The organism is Collinsella sp. LCP19S3_D5 (assembly GCF_052121415.1).
Taxonomy (GTDB): Bacteria; Actinomycetota; Coriobacteriia; order Coriobacteriales; family Coriobacteriaceae; genus Collinsella.
The window spans coordinates 31,072-51,361 of sequence record NZ_JBQKEH010000007.1; the positions used below are offsets into that span (position 1 = coordinate 31,072).

Annotated in this window: 18 protein-coding genes and 1 tRNA gene; 6 read left to right on the top strand and 13 right to left on the bottom strand. The window is 61.1% G+C overall.

Translation table 11 applies throughout. From position 1 onward, the window contains the following. The first annotated feature begins 175 nt into the window (after positions 1-175). Entirely contained in the window at positions 176-661 is a 486-nt protein-coding gene (locus ACTQXO_RS04285) for a CarD family transcriptional regulator (protein ID WP_154518254.1), read from the top strand. Between the two features lie 355 nt (positions 662-1,016). Continuing rightward, positions 1,017-1,313 (top strand): transposase, encoded by a 297-nt coding sequence (locus ACTQXO_RS04290; RefSeq protein WP_441033012.1) that lies wholly within the window; start codon positions 1,017-1,019, stop codon positions 1,311-1,313. Between the two features lie 232 nt (positions 1,314-1,545). On the opposite strand, the gene ACTQXO_RS04295 is transcribed toward ACTQXO_RS04290, so the two are convergent. Continuing rightward, positions 1,546-2,145, bottom strand: coding sequence for an HD domain-containing protein (locus tag ACTQXO_RS04295; protein ID WP_427747469.1), 600 nt, complete (start codon positions 2,143-2,145; stop codon positions 1,546-1,548). A gap of 171 nt (positions 2,146-2,316) precedes the next feature. After that, complete coding sequence (locus ACTQXO_RS04300; RefSeq protein ID WP_441033009.1) at positions 2,317-3,603, bottom strand: glutamate-5-semialdehyde dehydrogenase; 1,287 nt, start codon at positions 3,601-3,603, stop codon at positions 2,317-2,319. A gap of 113 nt (positions 3,604-3,716) precedes the next feature. Here ACTQXO_RS04300 and ACTQXO_RS04305 point away from each other — a divergent pair, with 113 nt between their 5' ends. Continuing rightward, positions 3,717-5,135, top strand: coding sequence for an alpha/beta fold hydrolase (locus tag ACTQXO_RS04305; RefSeq protein ID WP_441033006.1), 1,419 nt, complete (start codon positions 3,717-3,719; stop codon positions 5,133-5,135). A 99-nt stretch (positions 5,136-5,234) separates the two neighbouring features. Here ACTQXO_RS04305 and proB read toward each other — a convergent pair whose 3' ends face one another. From proB to ACTQXO_RS04330, 5 genes are all read right to left on the bottom strand, one after another. After that, a complete protein-coding gene (gene proB / locus ACTQXO_RS04310) occupies positions 5,235-6,362 on the bottom strand; it encodes a glutamate 5-kinase (protein WP_154518242.1) in 1,128 nt (375 codons plus the stop codon). A gap of 79 nt (positions 6,363-6,441) precedes the next feature. Beyond that, positions 6,442-7,947, bottom strand: a complete 1,506-nt coding sequence (locus tag ACTQXO_RS04315) for a nicotinate phosphoribosyltransferase (RefSeq protein ID WP_427794587.1) — start codon at positions 7,945-7,947, stop codon at positions 6,442-6,444. Between the two features lie 84 nt (positions 7,948-8,031). Then, the gene (locus ACTQXO_RS04320; protein WP_427718842.1) at positions 8,032-8,490 is read right to left on the bottom strand and encodes a hypothetical protein; all 459 of its coding nucleotides are present in this window, start codon (positions 8,488-8,490) and stop codon (positions 8,032-8,034) included. Positions 8,491-8,555: 65 nt separating this feature from the next. Continuing rightward, positions 8,556-8,628: transfer RNA gene (locus tag ACTQXO_RS04325), tRNA-Ala, on the bottom strand. Between the two features lie 232 nt (positions 8,629-8,860). Continuing rightward, positions 8,861-9,799 carry a radical SAM protein gene (locus ACTQXO_RS04330; protein ID WP_441033001.1) on the bottom strand — a complete coding sequence of 313 codons (939 nt, stop codon included), beginning with the start codon at positions 9,797-9,799 and terminating at the stop codon, positions 8,861-8,863. 526 nt (positions 9,800-10,325) lie between these two features. Between ACTQXO_RS04330 and ACTQXO_RS04335 the strand changes: the two genes are divergently transcribed. The 3 genes from ACTQXO_RS04335 (at position 10,326) to ACTQXO_RS04345 (ending at position 13,249) form a co-directional block, all read left to right on the top strand. Continuing rightward, a complete protein-coding gene (locus tag ACTQXO_RS04335) occupies positions 10,326-11,525 on the top strand; it encodes an MraY family glycosyltransferase (RefSeq protein WP_441032998.1) in 1,200 nt (399 codons plus the stop codon). 159 nt (positions 11,526-11,684) lie between these two features. Continuing rightward, positions 11,685-12,734, top strand: coding sequence for a tryptophan--tRNA ligase (trpS, locus tag ACTQXO_RS04340; protein ID WP_441032995.1), 1,050 nt, complete (start codon positions 11,685-11,687; stop codon positions 12,732-12,734). 221 nt (positions 12,735-12,955) lie between these two features. Then, on the top strand, positions 12,956-13,249 hold the full coding sequence (locus ACTQXO_RS04345) for a DUF6485 family protein (RefSeq protein ID WP_195838532.1): 294 nt from the start codon (positions 12,956-12,958) through the stop codon (positions 13,247-13,249). Between the two features lie 421 nt (positions 13,250-13,670). Here the strand turns inward: ACTQXO_RS04345 and ACTQXO_RS04350 are convergent, their stop codons facing one another. From ACTQXO_RS04350 to ACTQXO_RS04375, 6 genes are all read right to left on the bottom strand, one after another. After that, positions 13,671-13,991, bottom strand: a complete 321-nt coding sequence (locus tag ACTQXO_RS04350) for an MGMT family protein (protein ID WP_441014804.1) — start codon at positions 13,989-13,991, stop codon at positions 13,671-13,673. A gap of 193 nt (positions 13,992-14,184) precedes the next feature. Beyond that, on the bottom strand, positions 14,185-15,039 hold the full coding sequence (locus ACTQXO_RS04355) for a DegV family protein (RefSeq protein ID WP_441031532.1): 855 nt from the start codon (positions 15,037-15,039) through the stop codon (positions 14,185-14,187). 119 nt (positions 15,040-15,158) lie between these two features. After that, on the bottom strand, positions 15,159-15,608 hold the full coding sequence (locus ACTQXO_RS04360; protein WP_154515655.1) for a MarR family winged helix-turn-helix transcriptional regulator: 450 nt from the start codon (positions 15,606-15,608) through the stop codon (positions 15,159-15,161). A gap of 169 nt (positions 15,609-15,777) precedes the next feature. Next, positions 15,778-16,497 (bottom strand): B3/B4 domain-containing protein, encoded by a 720-nt coding sequence (locus ACTQXO_RS04365; RefSeq protein ID WP_441031529.1) that lies wholly within the window; start codon positions 16,495-16,497, stop codon positions 15,778-15,780. A gap of 224 nt (positions 16,498-16,721) precedes the next feature. Next, positions 16,722-18,392, bottom strand: coding sequence for a phosphoenolpyruvate carboxykinase (ATP) (pckA, locus tag ACTQXO_RS04370; RefSeq protein ID WP_195838533.1), 1,671 nt, complete (start codon positions 18,390-18,392; stop codon positions 16,722-16,724). 263 nt (positions 18,393-18,655) lie between these two features. Beyond that, positions 18,656-20,227 (bottom strand): L-lactate permease, encoded by a 1,572-nt coding sequence (locus tag ACTQXO_RS04375; protein WP_441031527.1) that lies wholly within the window; start codon positions 20,225-20,227, stop codon positions 18,656-18,658. Positions 20,228-20,290 lie beyond the last annotated feature (63 nt).

Sequence of the window (20,290 nt, forward strand, 5' to 3'; positions counted from 1 at the left end):
GGTCTGCCTGCTGATTGTGCACCCGCCGAAAATGCATAAACATGTGCATGAGCCAGACAGAGTATCGAATACTCTTACCTATCGGATTTGTGTGCTTTTCCTGCATAAAGTAAGGGTTTGCGCACGTCAGCGTGGTATTCTAGACATACGTTAATTCGTATAAGTTGGAGGTAGCATGTTCTCAATCGGTCAACACGTCATTCATCCGGGTCAGGGAGTCTGCACCGTCGTCGGTTTTAGGGAAGACACACCGCAGCCCATGCTGTTGCTCGAGACCAAGCAGGGACATGCGCAGACGATCCTCATGTACCCCGTGGCGCAGGCCGACCGTCTACATGCCGCCATCTCCCAGCAAGATGCCGAGCACCTACTGAGCCATTACGACGAGCTGGAGTGCGACACCTTTACCGAGCGCAACAGCTCGCTCGAGGAGACGCACTTTAAGCAGCAGCTCAAGCTGGGTGCGCCCGAGACGGTCCGCGTGGCAAAAACAATGATGCACCGTATTCGCCAGGCCGAGGAAGCAGATAAAAAGCCCAGCTCCTACTACATGCGCGTACTCAAGGAAGCCAAGCGCCGCTCCATCGAGGAGATTGCCGTGGCCTTGGGCGTCACCGAGGAAGACGCCGAAGCCCGCCTAGCCCAAGCCGCCCTCAACTAACCTGCCAAAAAGGGACAGGTTTATTTTGGCAGGTTTTATCTGGGGAAACGTCAGCAAACAATTGGTAAATGGTCGGGTGCTCCGTTTTGTTTGTAAGCCCCGGCCATTTTTCTATCGCCGCGAAAATGCGTGAAGCCCATTTGTGATGACATCACGCGAGGGCCGTCCAGATCGACGCAAGCAACGCCCGCATCCACAGCAAGCGCGCCCGTCTTGCTCAATTACCATTAAAAAGCATCAATTTGAAAACGCAATAACATTTCGGCAGGTAGCAGCTATAGTCGGTAAACTGAATCTCGACAACCGAAGCCTCCGAATGAGGTATCTTCAGCCCATCCAAGCTAAAGGAGGGGCCATGCCGAGAAAACCTCGTTCAAAGTCACCAACCGGTTATTTCCACGTCACGTTGCGTGGAAACGGAGGGCAATTGCTGTTTGACGATGCCGAGGACCGAATCGCCATGCTTCAGATCCTCGATGCAATCCTCCCCAAACACAATATCGAGCTTATCGCTTGGTGCCTTATGGGAAACCATATTCATTTGGCACGGCAATCGTGCAAAGTGTCGCAGGATGCGCTCCGACGGAACTCAAATCCGTCTCCAAGCCACTTCGCAATGAGGCGATTCTCGCGCTTCGAAAAGAAGGGCTAACCGTTAAGCAGGTTCAGCTGTTGACCGGACTCGGAACATGGATTATCAAGAACGCGTCCTAGCGTCGCGTTTACCGCGTTACGGATACGGCGAAGCGCAGCTGCCTGCCGCGAGGCGCCGCCATTCGCAAGCGCTACCATGTTAAACAGAAAACGCTTCCGCTGAATAACGTCCAACGGAAGCGTCTTCCCAGATAAAACCTACCAAAATAAACCTGTCCCTTTTTGGCAGGTTAGGCCTGGAAGGTGTCGCGGTCGGGCGCGAAGGACTGCATGGCCGCGATGGTGCGGTCGAAAAGCTCGGGGAGCTCCCAGCCCAGCATCTCGGCGCCCTGCGTAATCACGTCGCGCGAGCAGCCGGCGGCAAAGCGCTTGTCCTTGAACTTCTTCTTGAGCGACTTGGTCGTAAAGTCCATGACGCTCTTGCTCGGACGCATGATCACGGCAGCCCCAATCAGGCCGGTAAGTTCGTCGCAGGCAAACAGGATCTTTTCCATCTGCAGCTCGGGCTTGGGCAGCGAGGTGTTGAAGTCCGAGGTATGCGTCTGGATGGCGCGGATGAGCTCGGGCGATGCACCCTCGCCCTCCAGAATCTCGGCCGCATAGATGGTGTGGTTCACGGGGTCGTCCTCATGCTCCTCCCAATCCAAGTCGTGCAGCAGTCCGACGATGCCCCAAAACTCCTCGTTCTCGGGGTCGAACTCGCGCGCAAAGTAGCGCATGGTGCCCTCGACCGTCTCACCGTGGGTGATGTGGAACGGGTCCTTGTTGTGCTCGTTGAGCAATTCGAACGCACGGTCGCGGGTGATTCCGGCGGAAAGCGTCTGAGACATGGCAATACCTCCAGGTGAGTCGGTGCTAAGACACGGTGTCACTATCGTATATCGCCGCGGCTCAAGCCGAAAGGCAGAAAAGGCATACGGAGAAAAAAGCCGGGCGAACGCGTCGCCCGGCAAAACCGCAGATAAAACCTGCCAAAATAAACCTGTCCCTTTTTGGTAGGTTTAGGGGCGGACCTGGCCGGTGCCGCGGAGCTTGTATTTGTAGGTGGTGAGGGCCTCGGCGGCAAAGGGGCCGCGGGCGTGGAGCTTTTGGGTCGAAATGCCGATCTCGGCGCCCAGGCCAAACTCGCCGCCGTCGGTAAAGCGCGTGCTGGCGTTGGCATACACGGCCGAGGCATCGATCTCATCCAAAAAGCGCTCGCAAGCGTCCGCGTCCTCGGCGATGATGGCCTCGGAATGCATAGTGCCATAGCGGTTGATGTGCGCGATGGCCTCGTCCTCGTTCGCCACGACCTTCACGCTCATCTCGAGCGCCAGGTACTCGCGGCCCCAGTCCTCCTCGGTTGCGGCAACAAAGTCCTCGCCCTCGGCAAGACCGGCGGCGGCGCATGCGGCACACATGGCCTCGTCGCCGTGAATCAGCACGCCGTGGTCGTGCAGCACGGCCACGACCGCCGGCAAAAACGAATCTGCCACGGCGCGGTCCACAAGCAGCGACTCGGCGGCGTTGCACACGCCCACGCGCTGGGTCTTGGCATTAACGATAATGTTGAGCGCTTTATCAAAGTCTGCCGACTCATGCACGTAGATGTGGCAGTTTCCCGTGCCCGTCTCGATCACCGGCACAAGCGACTCGCGCACGCAGCGCTGGATCAGGCCCGCACCGCCACGCGGAATAAGCACGTCGACGATGCCGCGAAGCTTCATGAGCTCGCCGGTGGCCTCGCGATCGGTGGACTCGATCATCGAGATAGCCTCGCGCGGGAAACCCTTGGCCTCGAGCGCATCGGCCAGCAGTTCGGCAATCATGGCGCACGAGTGATAGGCCAGCGAACCGCCGCGCAGAATGCAGGCGTTGCCGGTGCGGATGCAGATGCCCGCGGCATCGGCCGTCACGTTGGGGCGCGCCTCATAGACCATGGCGACCAGGCCCAGCGGCACGCTCACGCGGGTGAGGTCCACACCACTTGCAAGTACACAGTGGTCGAGCACGCGGCCGACAGGATCGGGCAGCTCAGCGAGCTTCTCCAAGCCGGCGGCCATGCCCTCGACGCGCTCGGGCGTCAGCAGCAGACGGTCGAGGAGCCCCGCCGAGGTCCCCGCATCGCGCGCAGCGGACATATCGAGCTCGTTGGCGGCGACGATGGAATCGACGCCATCGCGCAGCGCCGCGGCCATGGCGCGCACGGCCTCCTGGCGCTGCTCGTCGCTCGCCGTGGCAAGCGAGGCCGACGCTGCCTTGGCGGCAACGGCAAGATCGTGGACATACGTGGCTATATCGACCGACATGGACGGCCCTTTCTCTTAGTAGTTTGCCAACCATGGTAGCCGATTTGTGCATGCCCTCGCGCATGGCGGTAGAATTGGTCAACCCGAAACACCGCAACGAACGGAAGTACCGCATGGCCCTCATCACTTCGTACCACGTCCCCGGCCTCTATGTCGAGGACCACAGCATCGACGTCCCCTTGGATTGGCGCGGCCTGGAGCCAATGCTTTTGGCCTTCGGCAGCACCATGCGCCGCGGCGCCATGCCGGCGCCCATCGCCGGCGCACCCGAGAGCATCAAGCTTTTCTACCGCGTGGTTTGCGCTCCCGACCGTATCAACGACGACCTGCCACTCCTCCTCTTTTTGCAGGGCGGCCCCGGCGGTGAGAGCCCGCGTCCGCTGTCGCCCACAAGCGACGGCTGGATCGAGGAGGCCGTCAAGCACTTCCGCGTCGTCCTGCCCGACCAGCGCGGTACCGGGCGCAGCAGCTGTGTAGACGGGCGCACGATTGCCGCACTGGGTGAGCGCGCCGAGGCGGCAGGCTCCGATGCGGCCCGCTCGCAGGCGGATTTTCTCAAGCGCCACCTCGCCAGCTCCATCGTGCGCGACTTTGAGTACCTGCGCCTGGTGGGCTTTGGCGGCAAGCCCTGGGTCACACTCGGCCAGAGCTACGGCGGCTTTTTGACGTTGAGCTATCTGTCGCTCTTCCCCGAGGGCGTGGCGGCGAGCTTTACCTGCGGCGGCATTCCGCACGTACCGGCGAGTGCCAGCGAGGTCTACGCGCACACCTTCCCGCGTATGGCGGCCAAGACTCAGCAGTATTACGACCGCTACCCCGCCGACGTCGAGCGCGTGGCGGCCCTGGCAGATGCCCTCGAGGAGCAAAAGCCCGCGCTGCCCGACGGCTCGCCGATGACGGTCGAGCGCCTGCAGCTCATGGGCAGCGACTTTGGCATGAAGCCGAGCTTTGAGCGCATGCACTGGATTATCGACCACGCGTTTGTTAATGGCGACGGTACGCTGAGCTGCGGCTCCTCGGTATCAGACAGCTTTTTGATGCGCGCCTTCGAGCGCACCAACACGCGCACGAATCCGCTGTACTGGACGCTGCAGGAGTTCATCTACGCCGATGGCGACACGATGCCCATTGGCTGGGCAGCCGCCGAGGAAAAGGCCCATCGTGCCGAGTTCGACACCCTCGCGCGCCCACTCATGTTTACCGGCGAGGCCATGTTCCCGTGGATGTTTGAGCAGATGCCCGAGCTCAAGCCCTTCAAGCCCGCCATGGACCTGCTGATGGAAGACACCAGCTGGGACAAGATTTACGACCCGCAGCGCCTGGCCTGCAACGAGGTGCCGCTCCAAGCCGCGGTGTATTTCGACGACATGTACGTGGATTCGGGCCTGCAGCTCGACACGCTCAGCCGCGTGGGCAACTCACACGCCTGGGTGACGAACGAGTTCGAGCACGACGGCCTGCACGGCAGCGTGGTGTTCAAGCACCTCTTCGACGAGGCCCTCAACCGCGGAGACCTGCGCCAGATCTTCTAGCAAAGGAGTGTCCCCACCTGCCGGCACATAAGAAACGCCTCCAAGTGCCGGCACGAGAAAGACAGCGCTGCGGGAAACGATCCGCAGCGCTGTCTTTCTTTATGCAAACACGATCAAGTTGTCTCGGTGGATCGCGGGCTTCTCGGCCAAGTCTGCCAGCAAGCGGTTGCCGGCAATCTGGTCCTGGCGGCGTCCGGCTGCAAGCTCCAGCACGTCCGAATCGGCCTCGGCGATACCGCGGGCGACAACCATGCCGCTCGGGTCGCACACGTCGAGCACATCGCCCTCGGCAAACGTGCCATCGACCTCGCGAATACCCACCGCAAGCAGGGAAGAACCGCGGCTGACCAGCGCCTTCGCGGCGCCGTCATCGACCGTCACCGAGCCATGCGCCTTGTCGCCCAGTGCAATCCACAGCTTGCGGGGCGCAATGTCCAGGCGCTCCGCCGGCGGATCGAACAGCGTACCCACGCTCTCGCCGCGGGCAAGGCGCACGAGCGCATCGGGCTCCTCGCCCGAGCAAATCACGCTCTGAATGCCCGCCGTCATCAGGATGCGGCTCGCGCGGATCTTGGTAATCATGCCGCCTGTGCCAACCGATGTGGAAGAATCGCCCGCCGAGGCGATAATCTTGGCATCGATCTTATGCACGACCGGGACGAACTCGGCCGTGGGGTCCTCGTGCGGATTGGCGGTATAGAGGCCATCGATGTCCGAGAGCGTCACGCACAGGTCGGCAGAAACCAGGCAGCCCACAAGCGCCGCCAGCGTGTCGTTGTCGCCAAACTTGATCTCGTCGACGGTAACGGTGTCGTTCTCGTTGACGACCGGCACCACGCCCAGTTCCACCAGACGCAGCAGCGCGTCGCGCGCGTGCAGATAGGACGTGCGACGGGCCGTGTCGTGACGCGTGAGCAGCACGAGCGAGGTGAGCAGGTCGCGCGCATGGAACTCCTCGTCGTAGGCCGACGAGATGATGCACTGACCGGCCGAGGCGCAGGCCTGCAGGCTCGGCAGGTCACCGACCGGTTTGCGGTCAAAGCCCAGCACGGGATAGCCACAGGCAATGGCGCCCGAACTCACCACGACCAGACGCCAGCCGAGTTTGCGCAGGGCAGCAGCCTGATCGGCAAGCCCGCCGATAAAGGCGCGGTTGACCTTGCCATCGGCGCCCACCACCGTGGACGAACCGATCTTTACCACCATTGTTTTATAAGAAGTCGTCATACGTCAAACCAATCAACTGTTGAGGGTTCGGGCGAGCTGACGGCCGAGGGAACGTAATTCCACCCTACACCCAACAAAATTAGCGAGCCCAGGGGAAGGCAGAAGCCGCGGCCATGTTCTTGCGCACGAGCTCGTCGCGCACCTGCGCCAGGCCCTGCTCCATGCCCACCACATAGGTCTGCGGGTACAGGAAGCGCTTGTAGACCGGATCCAGATGGTCCAGCGCCCAAGCGCAACGCTCGCGTGCGGCCTCGATGCTCTCGCGCGGGGCAACAGCACTGCCATCGCGCACGATCGGCGCCAGCAGCTCGCGATACTCAAGCTCGGACACGTCGGTCACCAGGGCGGCATCGTTCACGGCCACGAGGGTATTGCCGCGCGCGGCGCCCTCCCCCGCCAGATGGTCCTCGTCATAGATCATGTCGCAGACCGGGCCGCCAAAGCCGTCGTAATAGCGGCGCACGCGCTGCACGCCCGGAATCGTGCGCTTGTAGGGCTGCTCGGAGAGCTTGACCACCGGAGTCCACGGGTCCGCCTCGCTCGCACGGCGGGCGGAAAGCTTGTACACGCCGCCCAGCGCCGGTTGGTCGTAGCAGGTCGCGAGCTTAGTGCCCACGCCAAAGCTATCGATGGGCGCGCCCTGGTCGAGCAGCGACTGAATCGTGTATTCATCCAGATCGTTGGAAACCGAGATCCCCACATAGGGCAGGCCCTCGGCATCAAAACGGCCGCGGACATACTTGGACAGCTTGGCGAGGTCGCCGGAATCGATGCGAATGGCCGACAGACGCTCGCCCACCGCCTCCATCTCCTTGGCAACCGTAATGGCATGCTCGCAGCCCTCGCGCACGTCGTAAGTGTCAATGAGCAGCGTGCAGTTCTTAGGGCTCGACTTGGCAAAGGCACGGAAGGCCTCGAGCTCGGAATCGAAGCTCATCACCCAGCTGTGCGCATGCGTGCCAAAGACGGGAATACCGTAGCGGCGACCGGCGAGCACATTGGACGTAGAGGAACAGCCGGCAACGTAGCTCGCGCGCGCGACGGCCAGACCGCCATCGGGACCCTGGGCGCGGCGCAGGCCAAACTCGGCCACGGGACGGCCGTCCGCCGCCAGCACCACGCGCGCCGTCTTGGTGGCGACAAGCGTCTGGAAGCCGACAATGTTGAGCAGCGCCGTCTCGAGCAGCTGGCACTCCAGCGCGGGGCCGGTGACGCGCACCATGGGCTCGCGCGGAAAGACGAGCTCGCCCTCGGGGACGGCGTCGATGTTTACATGCGCACGAAAATCGCGCAGGTAGTCGAGGAATTCAGGCTTGAACATCGCGCCGCCGGCCGGGGCCTGGAGCGATGCGAGGTAGTCGATATCCTCGGGCGTAAAGCGCAGGTTCTCGACCAGCTCGGGCAGCTCGGCGGTGCCGCACATAACGGCGTAGGCGCTGCCAAACGGATGGTCACGGTAAAACGCGGTAAAACAGCCCTGCTCATTGGCCTTGCCGCTCTCCCACAGGCCCTGGGCCATAGTGAGCTCGTACAGATCGGTGAGCATTGCAATGTCGGTGGGATGCGAGATGTCGGTCAAAGCCATGGGGCGACCTTTCGGATGCGTGGTGCAGAACTTAAGAGTTGGACGAGAGCAGAGCATGCGGACATGACGCCCGATGCAAATCGGTTAGAGCAGGCCCATGCTGGTCATGATCGTGTAGCCCATAAAGACGACAAACGCGACCAAGGCGAGCGCGATGATGATCTTTTGAGCCGGGGCCATACCAGGGATCTCGCCCTCGGCCGTGGGCTCCTTGGAAGTGACCATGCGCTGGGCAAACGTCATCTCGTCACGGCTCGGCTTGGAATCGACGGGCTTGGGACGAGCGGCTTTTTTAGGCTGAGGCTTGGGTGCAGCAGGCGCAGGCTTCGCAGCAGCGGGCCTGGGCGCGGGCGCGGGCTTGCGCTCGGATGCGGCGCTCGCGGCAGCCTCCTCGGCCTTCGCATGCTCGGCACGCAGGGCGGCCAGCTCCTCTCGCTCGCGACGAGCCTCTTCCTGGGCCTCGCGGCGGGCCTTCTCGGCGCGGAGCTCTTCCAACTCGGCGCGCTCCTCATCGGACAATGGTTGGGAATCAAGCTCGGCCATAGTGCAGCCCTTTCTTTTTAAAAAAAGCCGCCGACACAATGTCAGCGGCTTATCAAATCCAAGGGTGGAGACGAAGGGAGTCGAACCCTCGGCCTCTGCCATGCGACGGCAGCGCTCTCCCAACTGAGCTACGTCCCCAGGACAAGTTGATATTTTACCTACGGCTCGCCAACTGTCAACGCCCAATACCCAGTCTTTTTGGGACGGGGCTTTTTTGACTACTTTTCGGATGGTAGCTCGACCCCCACCGGGAGCAGTCTTTTTGGGACGGGGCTATTTTAGCTACCCAGGCAGATAGCGAAAACGATTTGGACGATTAACGGCAGGGGCAGCTAAAATAGCCCCGTCCCAAAAAGACTGCTCAAAAGAGCTACTTTGCGCTGGTGAGGACGCCAGTGGTGTCGAACGCTGGGGTAAAGCTCTCGTCTACCGCGCCGCCCTCTTGCCAGAACATCGTCGTAAAGCCCAGGTCGTCGGCATGGTCGAGCACCCGCTCGTACTCCTCGCGCGTCACGGCTCGCGCCAAGTCGCCGCCCTGCTCGCGCATGAGCGCATTGGGCGTGTACTGGTTCATGACCGAGATCGGCACATCACCCACCGTCTGCCACACCAGGTCTAGCACGCGACACGAATCGTCCGCATGCCCCGGCAACACCAGGTGACGCACGATCATGCCGCGCTTCATGAGCCCGTCCTCGTCCACCAGCTCTCCCCCACGGCGCTCAATCTCGCGCGCCATTTGCGCCAAACCCGACACGGCCACACGCGGGTAGTCCTTAATGTGGGAGAGCGACTGCGCAAGCCCCGCATCGGCATATTTAAAGTCGGTTAGCCACACATCGACCAGATCGCCGAGCGCCGCCACGGCACTCGCGCGCTCATAACCGCTTGTGTTGTAGACGATTGGAACAACAAGCCCGCGCGCCCGTGCCGCGGCAATCGCAGCCGGCAGCAGGTGCGCGTAGTGCGTCGCCGTCACCAAGTTAATATTGTTGGCACCCTGGTCCTGCAGCTCCAGCATAATCTCGACCAAACGCTGGGGCATAATCTCAAGCCCAAAATTGCCCGTCGAGATCTCGTGGTTCTGGCAATAGACGCATTTGAGCGAGCAGCCGCTAAAGAAGATCGTGCCCGAACCGGACTCGCCCGAGATAGGCGGCTCCTCCCACATATGGAGCGCCGCACGGGCCACCTTGAGCGTGTCGTTAGCACCGCATACGCCGCGCGCACCCTCATCGCGCGCCGCACCGCAACGGCGCGGACACAAATGGCAGGCGGGCGAAAAAAGTTCGGTCAACGACGTCGGCATAAAAACATGCTCCAAAACAACGATTCAGCAGCTCAAACGCAAAAGGACCAACCGCGCAGACGGCTCGAGCCCAAGGCGCCGTAATCGTCCGACACGATTTTTGTAATGTCAAGACTGGAATCGATAAAGTACAGCTTTATGATGTAGGTATTCCGCCCCCCGCGGAGCAACTGGGTGAACCGTCGCGTTTATTTAGGGAGCCCACACAGTCGTACGTAGTACAGGTATCCTTCGTTGTTAAGGACGCTGGAACGGTCGATGAGGGCACCCACCTGTTTTAGGTGGGTTCATTTTCGTAACGTGGGGGGTGGTTTTCTTTTGCCGAAAATCGCCATTGCAAATCCTGCCAGGATCCTCAAAAGGCACCAGGCAGAACCCCACCATCACTCGAATATCTGGTAAGCGCGTGATTATCGATTGGCGCGATTCCCCGCACCCCCTTTGGTCGAGTATCATGGGTCAGCTATACCCTTTGCGGCATGGCATCCTTTGACCTTTTCCTTCGACGCTTGGCGGTTTTTGATACATGGCTTCATCCACAAGCTACATACCGTTCCTTTGCGTGGCAGCCGCGGCATATATCACGACCTTCCTCACGGTGCCCCTGGTTAAACGTCTGGCAATCAAGCTCGACGCCGTTGACTATCCTTCAAAACGCCGTATCAACACCAAGCCCATCCCGCGCTTGGGAGGTACGGCGGTCTTTTTGGGCCTGGTCGTCGCCTGCATCGTTCAGATTATGGGCACCTGGCATCTGGGCTGGCCGCCCGTCTTGGTCCCGCATCCGCGCCTGCATATTAGCTACCCCATGCTGGCGCTTTCTTTTACCGTCATTTTTGCGACCGGCGCGATCGACGACGTCTTCCAGCTTAGGCCCAAGCAAAAGCTCGCCGGCCAGGTCCTCGCCGCGCTCATCGCCTGCGTGGGTGGCCTAAAAATCGGCGTCATCCTCAACCCGCTTGCCCCCGGCGAGATTATGCTCGGCTGGCTCGCCTATCCCATCACCGTGGTCTACCTGGTGGCGTTCACCAACATTATCAACCTCATCGACGGCCTTGACGGCCTGGCCACAGGCATCTGCGGCATCGCATCGTTCACGATGTTCTCGATGGCCGTTCTCTCGGGCCGCATCGATGCCGCCGCGCTCTCCATCGCGTTGTTTGGCGCCTGCCTGGCCTTCTTGCGCTACAACTTCAACCCCGCGAGCATCTTTCTGGGCGACTCGGGGTCGCTGCTGCTGGGCTTTGCGCTGGGCTCCATTTCGCTGCTTAATGTGAGCCGCACCGCCGCGCTCACCTCGCTTATCATTCCGCTCATCGTTGCCGGTGTGCCCATCATCGACACGTTTAGCGCCATCGTGCGCCGCAAGCGCGCCCACATTAGCATTGGGCAGGCCGACAAAGGCCACATCCACCACCGCCTCATTCAAGAGGGCTATAACCAAAAGCAGGCTGTGCTGCTTATCTATGCCTGGTGTGTCCTGCTTTCGGCCGGTGCGGCCGCCATCAACCAGGTCGAAGTCCCCATGCGCGTGCTCATCTTTACCGTGCTTGGCATTGGCTCGGCAGCCTTCGCCAAGCACCTGCACCTGTTTGAGCCCGTGCTACGCCACCATTACAACAAGCGCACGCACGAAGACGAGCTGATAACCCCCGACGACCCCGCCTTTAAGCAGGAGGAGCAAGCGGCCGAGGAGCGTAAGGAAGAGCGCCACCACAGGCATTGAGGTTTGCTGCAGATGGTCGCTCTGTTTGCTGTCGGCCGCTCGTGACCGCGCCTCGACCGCCACGCATGCCTCGCCTTACCACCCCCTTGCTCGCTTTCGCCCGCCCCTCTCAATAAACGCGTTATCATCTTGACCCATGAACATACGTTAGGAGCAATCATGCCAAACGAGAACAGCTACGAAGTCGCGTTGCAAAAGAGCAACGCCATTCGCGAGGGCCTGGCCAAGACGCCCGAGAAGTTCACCATGCTTACCGGCGACCGCCCCACCGGCCGTCTGCACCTAGGCCACTACTTTGGCACCCTCAAGGGCCGCGTGGAGTTGCAGAATATGGGCGCCAAGACCAACGTGCTCATTGCCGACTACCAGGTCATCACCGACCGCGACACCACCGAGCACATCCAGGACAACGTGTATAACATGGTCATGGACTACCTTGCCTGCGGTATCGACCCCGACAAGACCATGATCTACGCGCACTCCGCCGTGCCCGCCGCCAACCAGCTCATGCTGCCGTTCCTGTCGCTGGTCTCCGAGGCCGAGCTGGCGCGCAACCCCACCGTCAAGGCCGAGATGGAGGCCTCGGGCCACGAGCTCACCGGCCTTCTGCTCACCTATCCGGTACACCAGGCCTGCGACATCCTGTTCTGCAAGGGTAACGTTGTGCCCGTCGGTCGCGACCAGTTGCCGCACATCGAGCTCACCCGTACCATCGCCCGCCGCTTTAACAACCGCTACGGCAAGGTGTTCCCCGAGGTCGACGCGCTGCTGTCCGAGACCCCACTGCTGCCCGGCCTGGACGGCCGCAAGATGAGCAAGAGCTACGGCAACGCCATCAATATCTCGATGACCGCCGAGGAGACGGCCAAGCGCATCAAGAAGAGCCAGACCGACTCCGAGCGCATGATTACGTTCGATCCCGAGAACCGCCCCGGCGTGTCCGGCCTGCTTTCGACCGCCGCCATCTGCACCGGCCGTTCCGAGGTCGAGATTGCCGAAGAGATTGGCATGGGCGGCTCCGGCCAACTCAAGAAGTACGTGACCGAGGCCGTCAACGGGTACTTCGCACCGATCCGCGAGCGTCGCCAGCGCTACGAGAACGACCTGGACTATGTGAAGGATGTTCTGCACGAGGGCAACCGTCGCGCCAACGAGATTGCCGAGCAGACCCTGGCCGAGGTTCAGGACGCCATGGGCATGGTGTACTAGTCGAGAGCAATAAACAACACTCAAACTAAACCGCCGCGATTGGCACAATCCTCGTTGCGGCGGTTTTGTTTTCTTCAGAGGTCGGTCGCCGAGATATTCAGCCGCTTGGCAGAACCCCTAAGTCGCAAGCACCTTGAGGCTATATCCTGTTAAGCAATGACACCCTATTGTTTAACATGCGGCAGCTTTTACGGCAGACCCGACCGACCGGAAGGAGTCCCATGAGCTCAGTTGCGTTTTGTACCTGCAACGACCGGAAATGCCCATTTAACCCTGTCAACCACGAGAAGGGCTGCACACCGTGTATCGCTAAGAATCTGCACGAGCACGAGATTCCAACGTGCCTGTTCAACGCGATTTCTCCCGATCGGCTTGAGGCCGATAAAGACGAGTGGTCGTGGCAAGCGTTCGCGCGGCATGTAGAAGCATATCTGGGAAGCGACAGCCCAAGAATCCCCGCAGGCGAAGAAGCGCCGCAGGGATTTACCAAGATCGGTTGCTGTAAGCGGGACTAACAATCAAAGTTAGTGCCCCCCCTAAAACCAAACGTCAGTACCTCATTATGGGATAACAGACCTGATGGGTTTGCCCCATGCTTACAGGAAAGCGCCCGCCGACCATGGCAGCCGGCGGGCCCGTTCCCGAAGTACACCGTTGAATCGCACAGAGGGGAGGAATGCGAATCAAACTCAACAGGGCAGGCTTTTTCATCGCCTATGGCCTGCTCCGTTGCTGCATACAATATAGTTCACCAATGTTTACTTTATAGTATCAAACCGCGCCGCCACACCTTCTGCATAAGTTAACAAAGGTAAACCTACCAATTAGGGACAGGTTTATTTTGGCAGGTTTTATCTGGGGAAACATCAATGGAGCCAGCGTTCCACCACAAAGAGGACAGGCACCTTTGTGGTGGTTTTGGCCACGGCAGAGCCGCTAGAGCCCTGCTGGCCAACGACAGGCGGCCAAGTCGACGTGCATGGGGTCGACAAACGTCACGCCCTCCCCCAGCAGAAGTTCGCGCTGAGCATCGGGGCCGCCAAACGCAAAGCCCTCGCAAATGCTGCCATCGGCAAACACCACACGATGGCAGGGAATCTCGCCGGGGCGCGGATTGCTGTGCAGCGCATAGCCCACGTACCGCGCACTTCTTGGACGGCCGGCGAGCAGCGCCACCTGGCCGTACGTGGCAACCATCCCCTCAGGGATCTGCTCGACTACCTCGTACACCCGCTCAAAAAAGCCCTCAGACGCCATCGATGCTCCTTTCCGCCCGCAACAGCATAAATCAAATGATCCCTCGGGGACGGCAGGGTTGCGGATCATTTGCGGCCTCCGTGCGGCCGATGGTCCGCAACCCCGTCATCGCCGAGGGATCACATGGCATGGCAGGTAGCGTTTGCCCAGATAAAACCTGCCAAAATAAACCTGTCCCTTTTTGGCAGGTCGGTTAGTTGGCAGGCTGGAAGAAGGCTACGGCTACGGCACCGGGGCCTACATGGGTGCCGATGGTGGCGCCGATGGTGTGAACGGGCAACTCGCCCTCGGTGTGGCCAGCCCACAGCGCGGCGCTGTCCTCGATATACTTCTTGAGCACCGCATCCGAAAGGCCCGTATAGCCGAGCGCCAGCGGCATGGAAAAGTCGACGCCGCCCGCCTGTTCGACCTTTTGGTTCAGCAGGTTGCGACCGTTCTTGGAACCGCGCGCCTTGCCCAGCTGCACGATCAGACCGTCCTCGGCAGCCACCACGGGCTTTACGTTGAGCAGCGTGCCAACGGCGCCGGCCGCAGCAGACAGGCGACCGCCGCGCACCAGGTACTCCAGCGTCTCGAGCAGGCCGATAACCACCACGCGGTCGCGCACGGCCTCGACCGCCGCCGCGATCTGGGCCGCGCTACGGCCCTCGTCCACCAAGCGCAGGGCATACTCGACCAGCACGCGCTCGCCCAGGGTGACGTTGTTGCTGTCTACCACGAACACATCGCCGCCCGGTGCCTCGGCAAGTGCGGTACGGGCACTCTGATTGGTGCCGGAAAGCTTAGCGCCCACGGTAATAATCACGGCCTCATCGCCGGCTTCACGAACCTCGGCGATAGCCTGCGAAAACGCGTACGGGTTGACCTGGCCGGTCTTGGGCAGCTCATCGCGCTCCACGAGCATCTCGTAAAAGCGCTGGTGATCGATGTCGACGCCATCCATGTACACATCGGTGCCAAAGGTAACGGACAGTGGCAAAACAGCCAGTGCCGGGTGCTCCGCCGGCGACATATCGCTTGCGGAATCGGTAATAATGCGGACGGACATAGCGAATCCTTTCTTGCGCAGGTCCCGCGCAGGGAATTTTGACAGCAATGCCCCGGCACGGTATACGCGCTCAAACGGGACGATGCAGTTGTTAGTGGGAAGCAAATGCCTAGGCGGCCCTACAGCTCGCGCAGGGTGTCGAGAATCGTACGCAGCGACGCGTACATCTGCTCGCGCTGCTCCACGCCCATGGCCTTGCCGGTGGCGTCGAGCACCTCGCGAATAATGCGATCGGCCTCGTTCATGCTCTCGCCGCCCAACGTGGTCAGGCGAACCGGGGCGCGATACTTAACGGCGGCATCGCCCGAATCGTCGACCTCGACGTAGCCGCCCTCTTCCAGATGCGCCAGCGTGCGCGAGACGGCAGCGCGGGTCACGCCTGCCATGCGGGCGAGATCGGCACCAGTCAGGCCGTCCTTGCTGCGCTCAAGATAGTACAGGCACATGATATCGGAACCCTTAAGGCCCAGCCTTGCGCCCTCAGATGCCTTAATGCGCTGGATCTCCTTGTAGAGCCCGCTGATCAGTCCGACAAAATCCTCAAAACGTGTCTCGTCGTTCTGCTGCATGGGAGACGACCGCCTTTCGCTTGCATGATGCTAACGGGTAAACATCTTAGCCGCATGCCCGAACCCCCGTACCTAAATATCGCAATTGTTAACCCATCAACATAAAAACCACCACAAAGGGGACAGCACCTTTGTGGTGGTTTGGGGCATCAATAGGTTCTAGGCGCCGCTACAGTTCCACGCGCAGGTTATCGCGGGTCACAAGCATCTTAACGACAACCGTCGCTCCCAGATAGCGCTCAAGCAGCTCGGCTAAGCGATCGATCGCGGCCTGACAGTCCCCCATTCGCTCGGGCTCTACACACTCAATCGCCAGAAACGCATCGGCAGAATCGTCGGACAGAGCCGTTCGAACGCCGTCGCGCCAGTTCCAGCAGCGGCACACGGCGCCCGCATCATCGATGTAGGCGAGCTCGCCGGGCAGCGTCGGATCATCTGCTTCCTCGCCAAGCGGCAAGAACGCATCGCCACCGTCGGTCACCTTCAAGCGAAGGTCTCCCTCAATCGCGTGCAAATCCTCGCCTCCCACGGGCAGCGCGTAGGTCAGCGACACCGTGTTGTAAATATCCACCGCCGGTGTGATATGACCGACCGGCTTGCCCTTGAGCACGCGCTTGAGCAAGTTCTCGATTGAGCAGCGGGCGCCCTTTTTAGTCTTGAACAGGCGATAGGCCTCGCGCCAAGCCTTGACCGGCGCGTTCTCGCTGATGGTATCGCTTGTCAGGTGGCGCTCCGCATCGATACTGGCGCGATCGAGCAGCGCCGCAATCGCGTCCACGTCCTCTTGAGGAATCGTAGCCGCGGGCTTCATGCCCTCCACGACCACAACACCGATCGCCGCCTGTGGAAATAGCTCCCAAAATGAATCCTCGGCAACAAAGCTCTTCATACGTGCTCCTTTCGCAATTCGCGCCAACGCGAGCGCCTAAACAAAAAGCGCCCCTACAACGGCCACCTTCAAAGTCCTACGGTGCCGTCACAAGAGCGCTTACGCTGTCCCCATCCGGAGAAGGGGACGATATGTCAGGCGCATTGTAACCCGAGTCATCCACACGAGCAAAACCACCACAAAGGCGCCTGCCTCTTTGTGGTGGATATGGACTCGAGGCGACGCTAGTGGCGGAGTCCCAGCAGGCCGCGGCCGCGATGACGGGCCTCGGCGGACACCTGAGCGTGCGGGCCGGCGGCCTTGACGGACTCGGGCAGGTGCGAGTACTTCTTCTCGAAGTTCTCCTCGAACATCACCGCCAGGTTGTGCGCAGCCTCGTCGTAGCGCGCTGTGCTCTGCCAGTACTGGCGCGGCACCAGGATGCCGTCGGGCACACCGTGGCACGTGGTGGGAATGTCGACATTAAAGATATCGTCGTGCAAGAACTCGCTGTCCTCGATGGTACCGTCGAGGGCGCGTGCGACCAGGGCGCGCGTGTAGGCAAGCTCGATACGATGGCCCACGCCATAACCGCCGCCAATCCAGCCGGTGTTGAGCAGATAGACGCGGGTGCGACCGTCGGCGATACGCTCGCCGAGCATCTTGGCATAGACCATAGGGTCGAGCGGCATAAACGGCTCTCCGAACAGCGAGGAGAACGTGGGCGTGGGCTCGGTGACGCCGACCTCGGTACCGGGGATCTTTGCGGTGAAGCCCGTCACAAAGTGATACATGGCGGCATCGGCCGTCAGGCGCGAGATAGGCGGCAGCACGCCAAAGGCATCGCAGGTCAAAAACAGCACGACGCTCGGGGTGGTGCCCATGCCCTTGGTCCACGCGTTGGGGATATGCTCGACGGGATAGGCAACGCGCGTGTTGTGCGTGATCGAGACGTCATCGTAGTTGGGCTTGCGGTTCTCGTCGAGCACCACGTTTTCGCAGATCGCGCCAAAGCGAACGGCGTTGAAGATCTCGGGCTCGTGAAACTCGTCCAAGCCCTCGCACTTGGCGTAGCAGCCGCCCTCGATGTTGAAGATGCCCATGTCGGACCAACCGTGCTCGTCGTCGCCGATCAGCAGGCGCGTGGGATTGGCCGAAAGCGTGGTCTTGCCGGTGCCGGACAGGCCAAAGAACACCGCGGTCTCGTGCGTGACGGGATCCATGCTGGCCGAGCAATGCATGGGCAGCACATCGTCCTCGACGGGCAGCAGGTAATTCATGACGCTGAAGATGGACTTTTTAATCTCACCGGAGTAGCCGGTGCCGGCAACCAGAATCACGCGCTCCTGGAAGTTGATGACCACGGCGGCGCTGGAGTTGAGGCCCTTGATGGCGGGGTCGCACTGGTACCCGGGTGCCGCGAGCACGCAAAAGTCCGGCTCGCCGGTGCGCGCAATTTCGCGAGCGAGCGGACGGGCGAGCATCTGCTTAATGAAGAGCGCCTGGCTCGCGCGCTCGCAGGCAACGAGCAGGCGACGCGTGTGGTTGCGGTCGGCACCCGCCATGCCGCGCGTGACGAACACGTCGCGCTCGTTGAGGTAGTCAACGATGCCGGCCTTGATGGCCTCGTAGCTCTCAATCGAAAGCGGGCGGTTGACGGCGCCCCAGGCGATCTTGTCGTGAACATCGGGGGTGTCAACGATAAAGCGGTCGTTGGGAGAACGGCCGGTGCGCTCCCCCGTCTCGATTACCAGCGCGCCGTTGGATGCCATGCGGCCCTCTTCACGGCGGATGGCGTGCTCGACGAGCTCCGCAGCAGGTAGATCGACCAGCAGACGCGGCTGATTCTCGGAGGGATCTTCGACCAGCGTAATACCAAAGTTGGACAGAACTTCTGCAGGGGTAACACCAGGCATGGGGCCTCCTTTAAAAGCGCGTCACGCGGGCGCGGCGCGCACTTTACTCACGTAAAGTTCGTTGTACCCGATATGCAAAAACGTTTTTGTGGCAAGGGGGGGCAAGCCCGCCCAACGGTCAAAAATCGCAGGCAAGCGGCCTAGTCATTGGGTAGTCATTGGGGACGTTCTTAAACGACGAGTCGTTGGGGACACTCTTGAACAGGCAACATTCAAGGAGTGTCCCCGGATGCCGGCACAAAAGGAGCGTCCCTAAGTGCCAACTATAGCGGCAAGCCTTGGCCGAGCATGGCGATGGCGCTCATAAGGATCAGCATGCCGGCGGCGTAGGGCAGGACGGCGCCCAGGAGCTCGGCATCCTTGCCGCGCACGTGCACGGCGGCCAGGCCGATGGCAAGCGTCTGCGGCGAGATCATCTTGCCGGCAGCGACGCCAAGCGCGTTCAGCGCGACCATCCAGTAGTCGCTCACGCCCAGCGCGGTGGCAGCCTGGCTCTGGATGGGACCAAACAGCATGCCAGAAGACGTGCCCGAACCGGTCACGAATGCACCGACCGCGCCGATCCACGGAGCCAGAATCGGGTACAGGCCACCGGCGACCGCAATGCAAAACGCGCTGATCGAAGAGATCATGCCCGCATAGCCCATAACCTTGGCACAGCCCAGAACCGAAAGCATGGTAATGACCGTCGGCATCATCTGCTTGACGGTCGCGGCCAGTACCTCGCCCATCATGCGCGGCGAAGCACCCTGAATGGCGCCGCCGACAAACGCCGCCAGGAAAATCCAGACGCCCGGCGTGTTGATCCACGAAAACGTGAGCGTGCCGGGGTTCTCGCCGCAATACACCTGCACCTGGCTCGCAAACGGTGCGAGCGCAGCATGCACGGCAGGCACCAGGTTAGACGTTCCCAACAGCAGCACAAAGATCAAAATGAAGCACGACCAAGCCGAAAGCGCCGACTTAGCGGTGAGCTGCTCGCCGGCCTCGATATTCATGTGGAAGCGTGCGTCCAGATGCCCCGACTTCTCGGCACGCATGGCAAGCGCAGCTGTCAGCGCGAGCGAAACGATGGAACCGACGACGACGGCAAGCTCGGGACCCACAAACATAGCAACGACAAGAGCCGCACCGGCAAAGGACACGCCGGAGAGCACGGCGATGCCCGCCACGCCGTTCAGGCGCTCGGCAACGCCCGCAACATTACCCTGGTCATCGGCGACACGACCCGCAACCAGCACGATAAACAGCGGCATCATCGCAAAGAAAGGCGCCAACTGCACCATCTGAACGGTCGCCAAATGTAGCGGATCCAGGCCCACCAGACCGGCAACGGACACCGTGGGAATGCCAATGGAGCCGTAGGGCGTGGGCACGCCGTTGGCCAGCAGACAGATGAGCACGGCGGGCACGGCCTCAAAGCCCAGGCCCGCGAGCATGCCGGCGGGAATAGCAACGGCGGTGCCAAAACCGGCCATGCCCTCCATAAAGCCACCAAAGCACCAGGCCACAAGCAGCGCCAGCAGACGGCGATCGCTGCTGATGGAGGTGATCATGCTGCCGATTACGTCCATGGCGCCCGTGCGAACGCACAGGTTATACGTGAACACCGCGGCGATGATTACCAAAACGATGGGCCACAGGGCCATCAAAAAGCCTTCGAGCGAGGCGGTCGCGATCTGCGCTGCCGGCAGGTGCCACCATACGAAGGCAAGCACGCACGAGAGGACAAACGATCCGATGGCGGCTTTCCAAGCTGGCCATTTAAAGCACAGCAGCATCACGACAAGCCAAATGATCGGCACAAGAGCCAGCAAGAATGCGGCGACGTCCATAGGTAGAAGCTCCTTGGTACCGCGCGGGCGGCATCGTGGTATCACATAACTTCAACAGGATAC

Excerpts from the sequence above, each read along its gene's own strand:
- ACTQXO_RS04345 (WP_195838532.1), top strand. The coding sequence starts at position 12,956 with ATGAGCTCAGTTGCGTTTTGTACCTGCAACGACCGGAAATGCCCATTT.
- ACTQXO_RS04315 (WP_427794587.1), bottom strand. The coding sequence starts at position 7,947 with ATGGCTTTGACCGACATCTCGCATCCCACCGACATTGCAATGCTCACC.
- ACTQXO_RS04350 (WP_441014804.1), bottom strand. The coding sequence starts at position 13,991 with ATGGCGTCTGAGGGCTTTTTTGAGCGGGTGTACGAGGTAGTCGAGCAG.
- ACTQXO_RS04360 (WP_154515655.1), bottom strand. The coding sequence starts at position 15,608 with ATGCAGCAGAACGACGAGACACGTTTTGAGGATTTTGTCGGACTGATC.
- ACTQXO_RS04305 (WP_441033006.1), top strand. The coding sequence starts at position 3,717 with ATGGCCCTCATCACTTCGTACCACGTCCCCGGCCTCTATGTCGAGGAC.
- pckA (WP_195838533.1), bottom strand. The coding sequence starts at position 18,392 with ATGCCTGGTGTTACCCCTGCAGAAGTTCTGTCCAACTTTGGTATTACG.
- ACTQXO_RS04295 (WP_427747469.1), bottom strand. The coding sequence starts at position 2,145 with ATGTCTCAGACGCTTTCCGCCGGAATCACCCGCGACCGTGCGTTCGAA.
- ACTQXO_RS04320 (WP_427718842.1), bottom strand. The coding sequence starts at position 8,490 with ATGGCCGAGCTTGATTCCCAACCATTGTCCGATGAGGAGCGCGCCGAG.
- trpS (WP_441032995.1), top strand. The coding sequence starts at position 11,685 with ATGCCAAACGAGAACAGCTACGAAGTCGCGTTGCAAAAGAGCAACGCC.
- ACTQXO_RS04335 (WP_441032998.1), top strand. The coding sequence starts at position 10,326 with ATGGCTTCATCCACAAGCTACATACCGTTCCTTTGCGTGGCAGCCGCG.
- proB (WP_154518242.1), bottom strand. The coding sequence starts at position 6,362 with ATGACGACTTCTTATAAAACAATGGTGGTAAAGATCGGTTCGTCCACG.
- ACTQXO_RS04290 (WP_441033012.1), top strand. The coding sequence starts at position 1,017 with ATGCCGAGAAAACCTCGTTCAAAGTCACCAACCGGTTATTTCCACGTC.
- ACTQXO_RS04330 (WP_441033001.1), bottom strand. The coding sequence starts at position 9,799 with ATGCCGACGTCGTTGACCGAACTTTTTTCGCCCGCCTGCCATTTGTGT.
- ACTQXO_RS04355 (WP_441031532.1), bottom strand. The coding sequence starts at position 15,039 with ATGTCCGTCCGCATTATTACCGATTCCGCAAGCGATATGTCGCCGGCG.
- ACTQXO_RS04375 (WP_441031527.1), bottom strand. The coding sequence starts at position 20,227 with ATGGACGTCGCCGCATTCTTGCTGGCTCTTGTGCCGATCATTTGGCTT.
- ACTQXO_RS04285 (WP_154518254.1), top strand. The coding sequence starts at position 176 with ATGTTCTCAATCGGTCAACACGTCATTCATCCGGGTCAGGGAGTCTGC.
- ACTQXO_RS04300 (WP_441033009.1), bottom strand. The coding sequence starts at position 3,603 with ATGTCGGTCGATATAGCCACGTATGTCCACGATCTTGCCGTTGCCGCC.
- ACTQXO_RS04365 (WP_441031529.1), bottom strand. The coding sequence starts at position 16,497 with ATGAAGAGCTTTGTTGCCGAGGATTCATTTTGGGAGCTATTTCCACAG.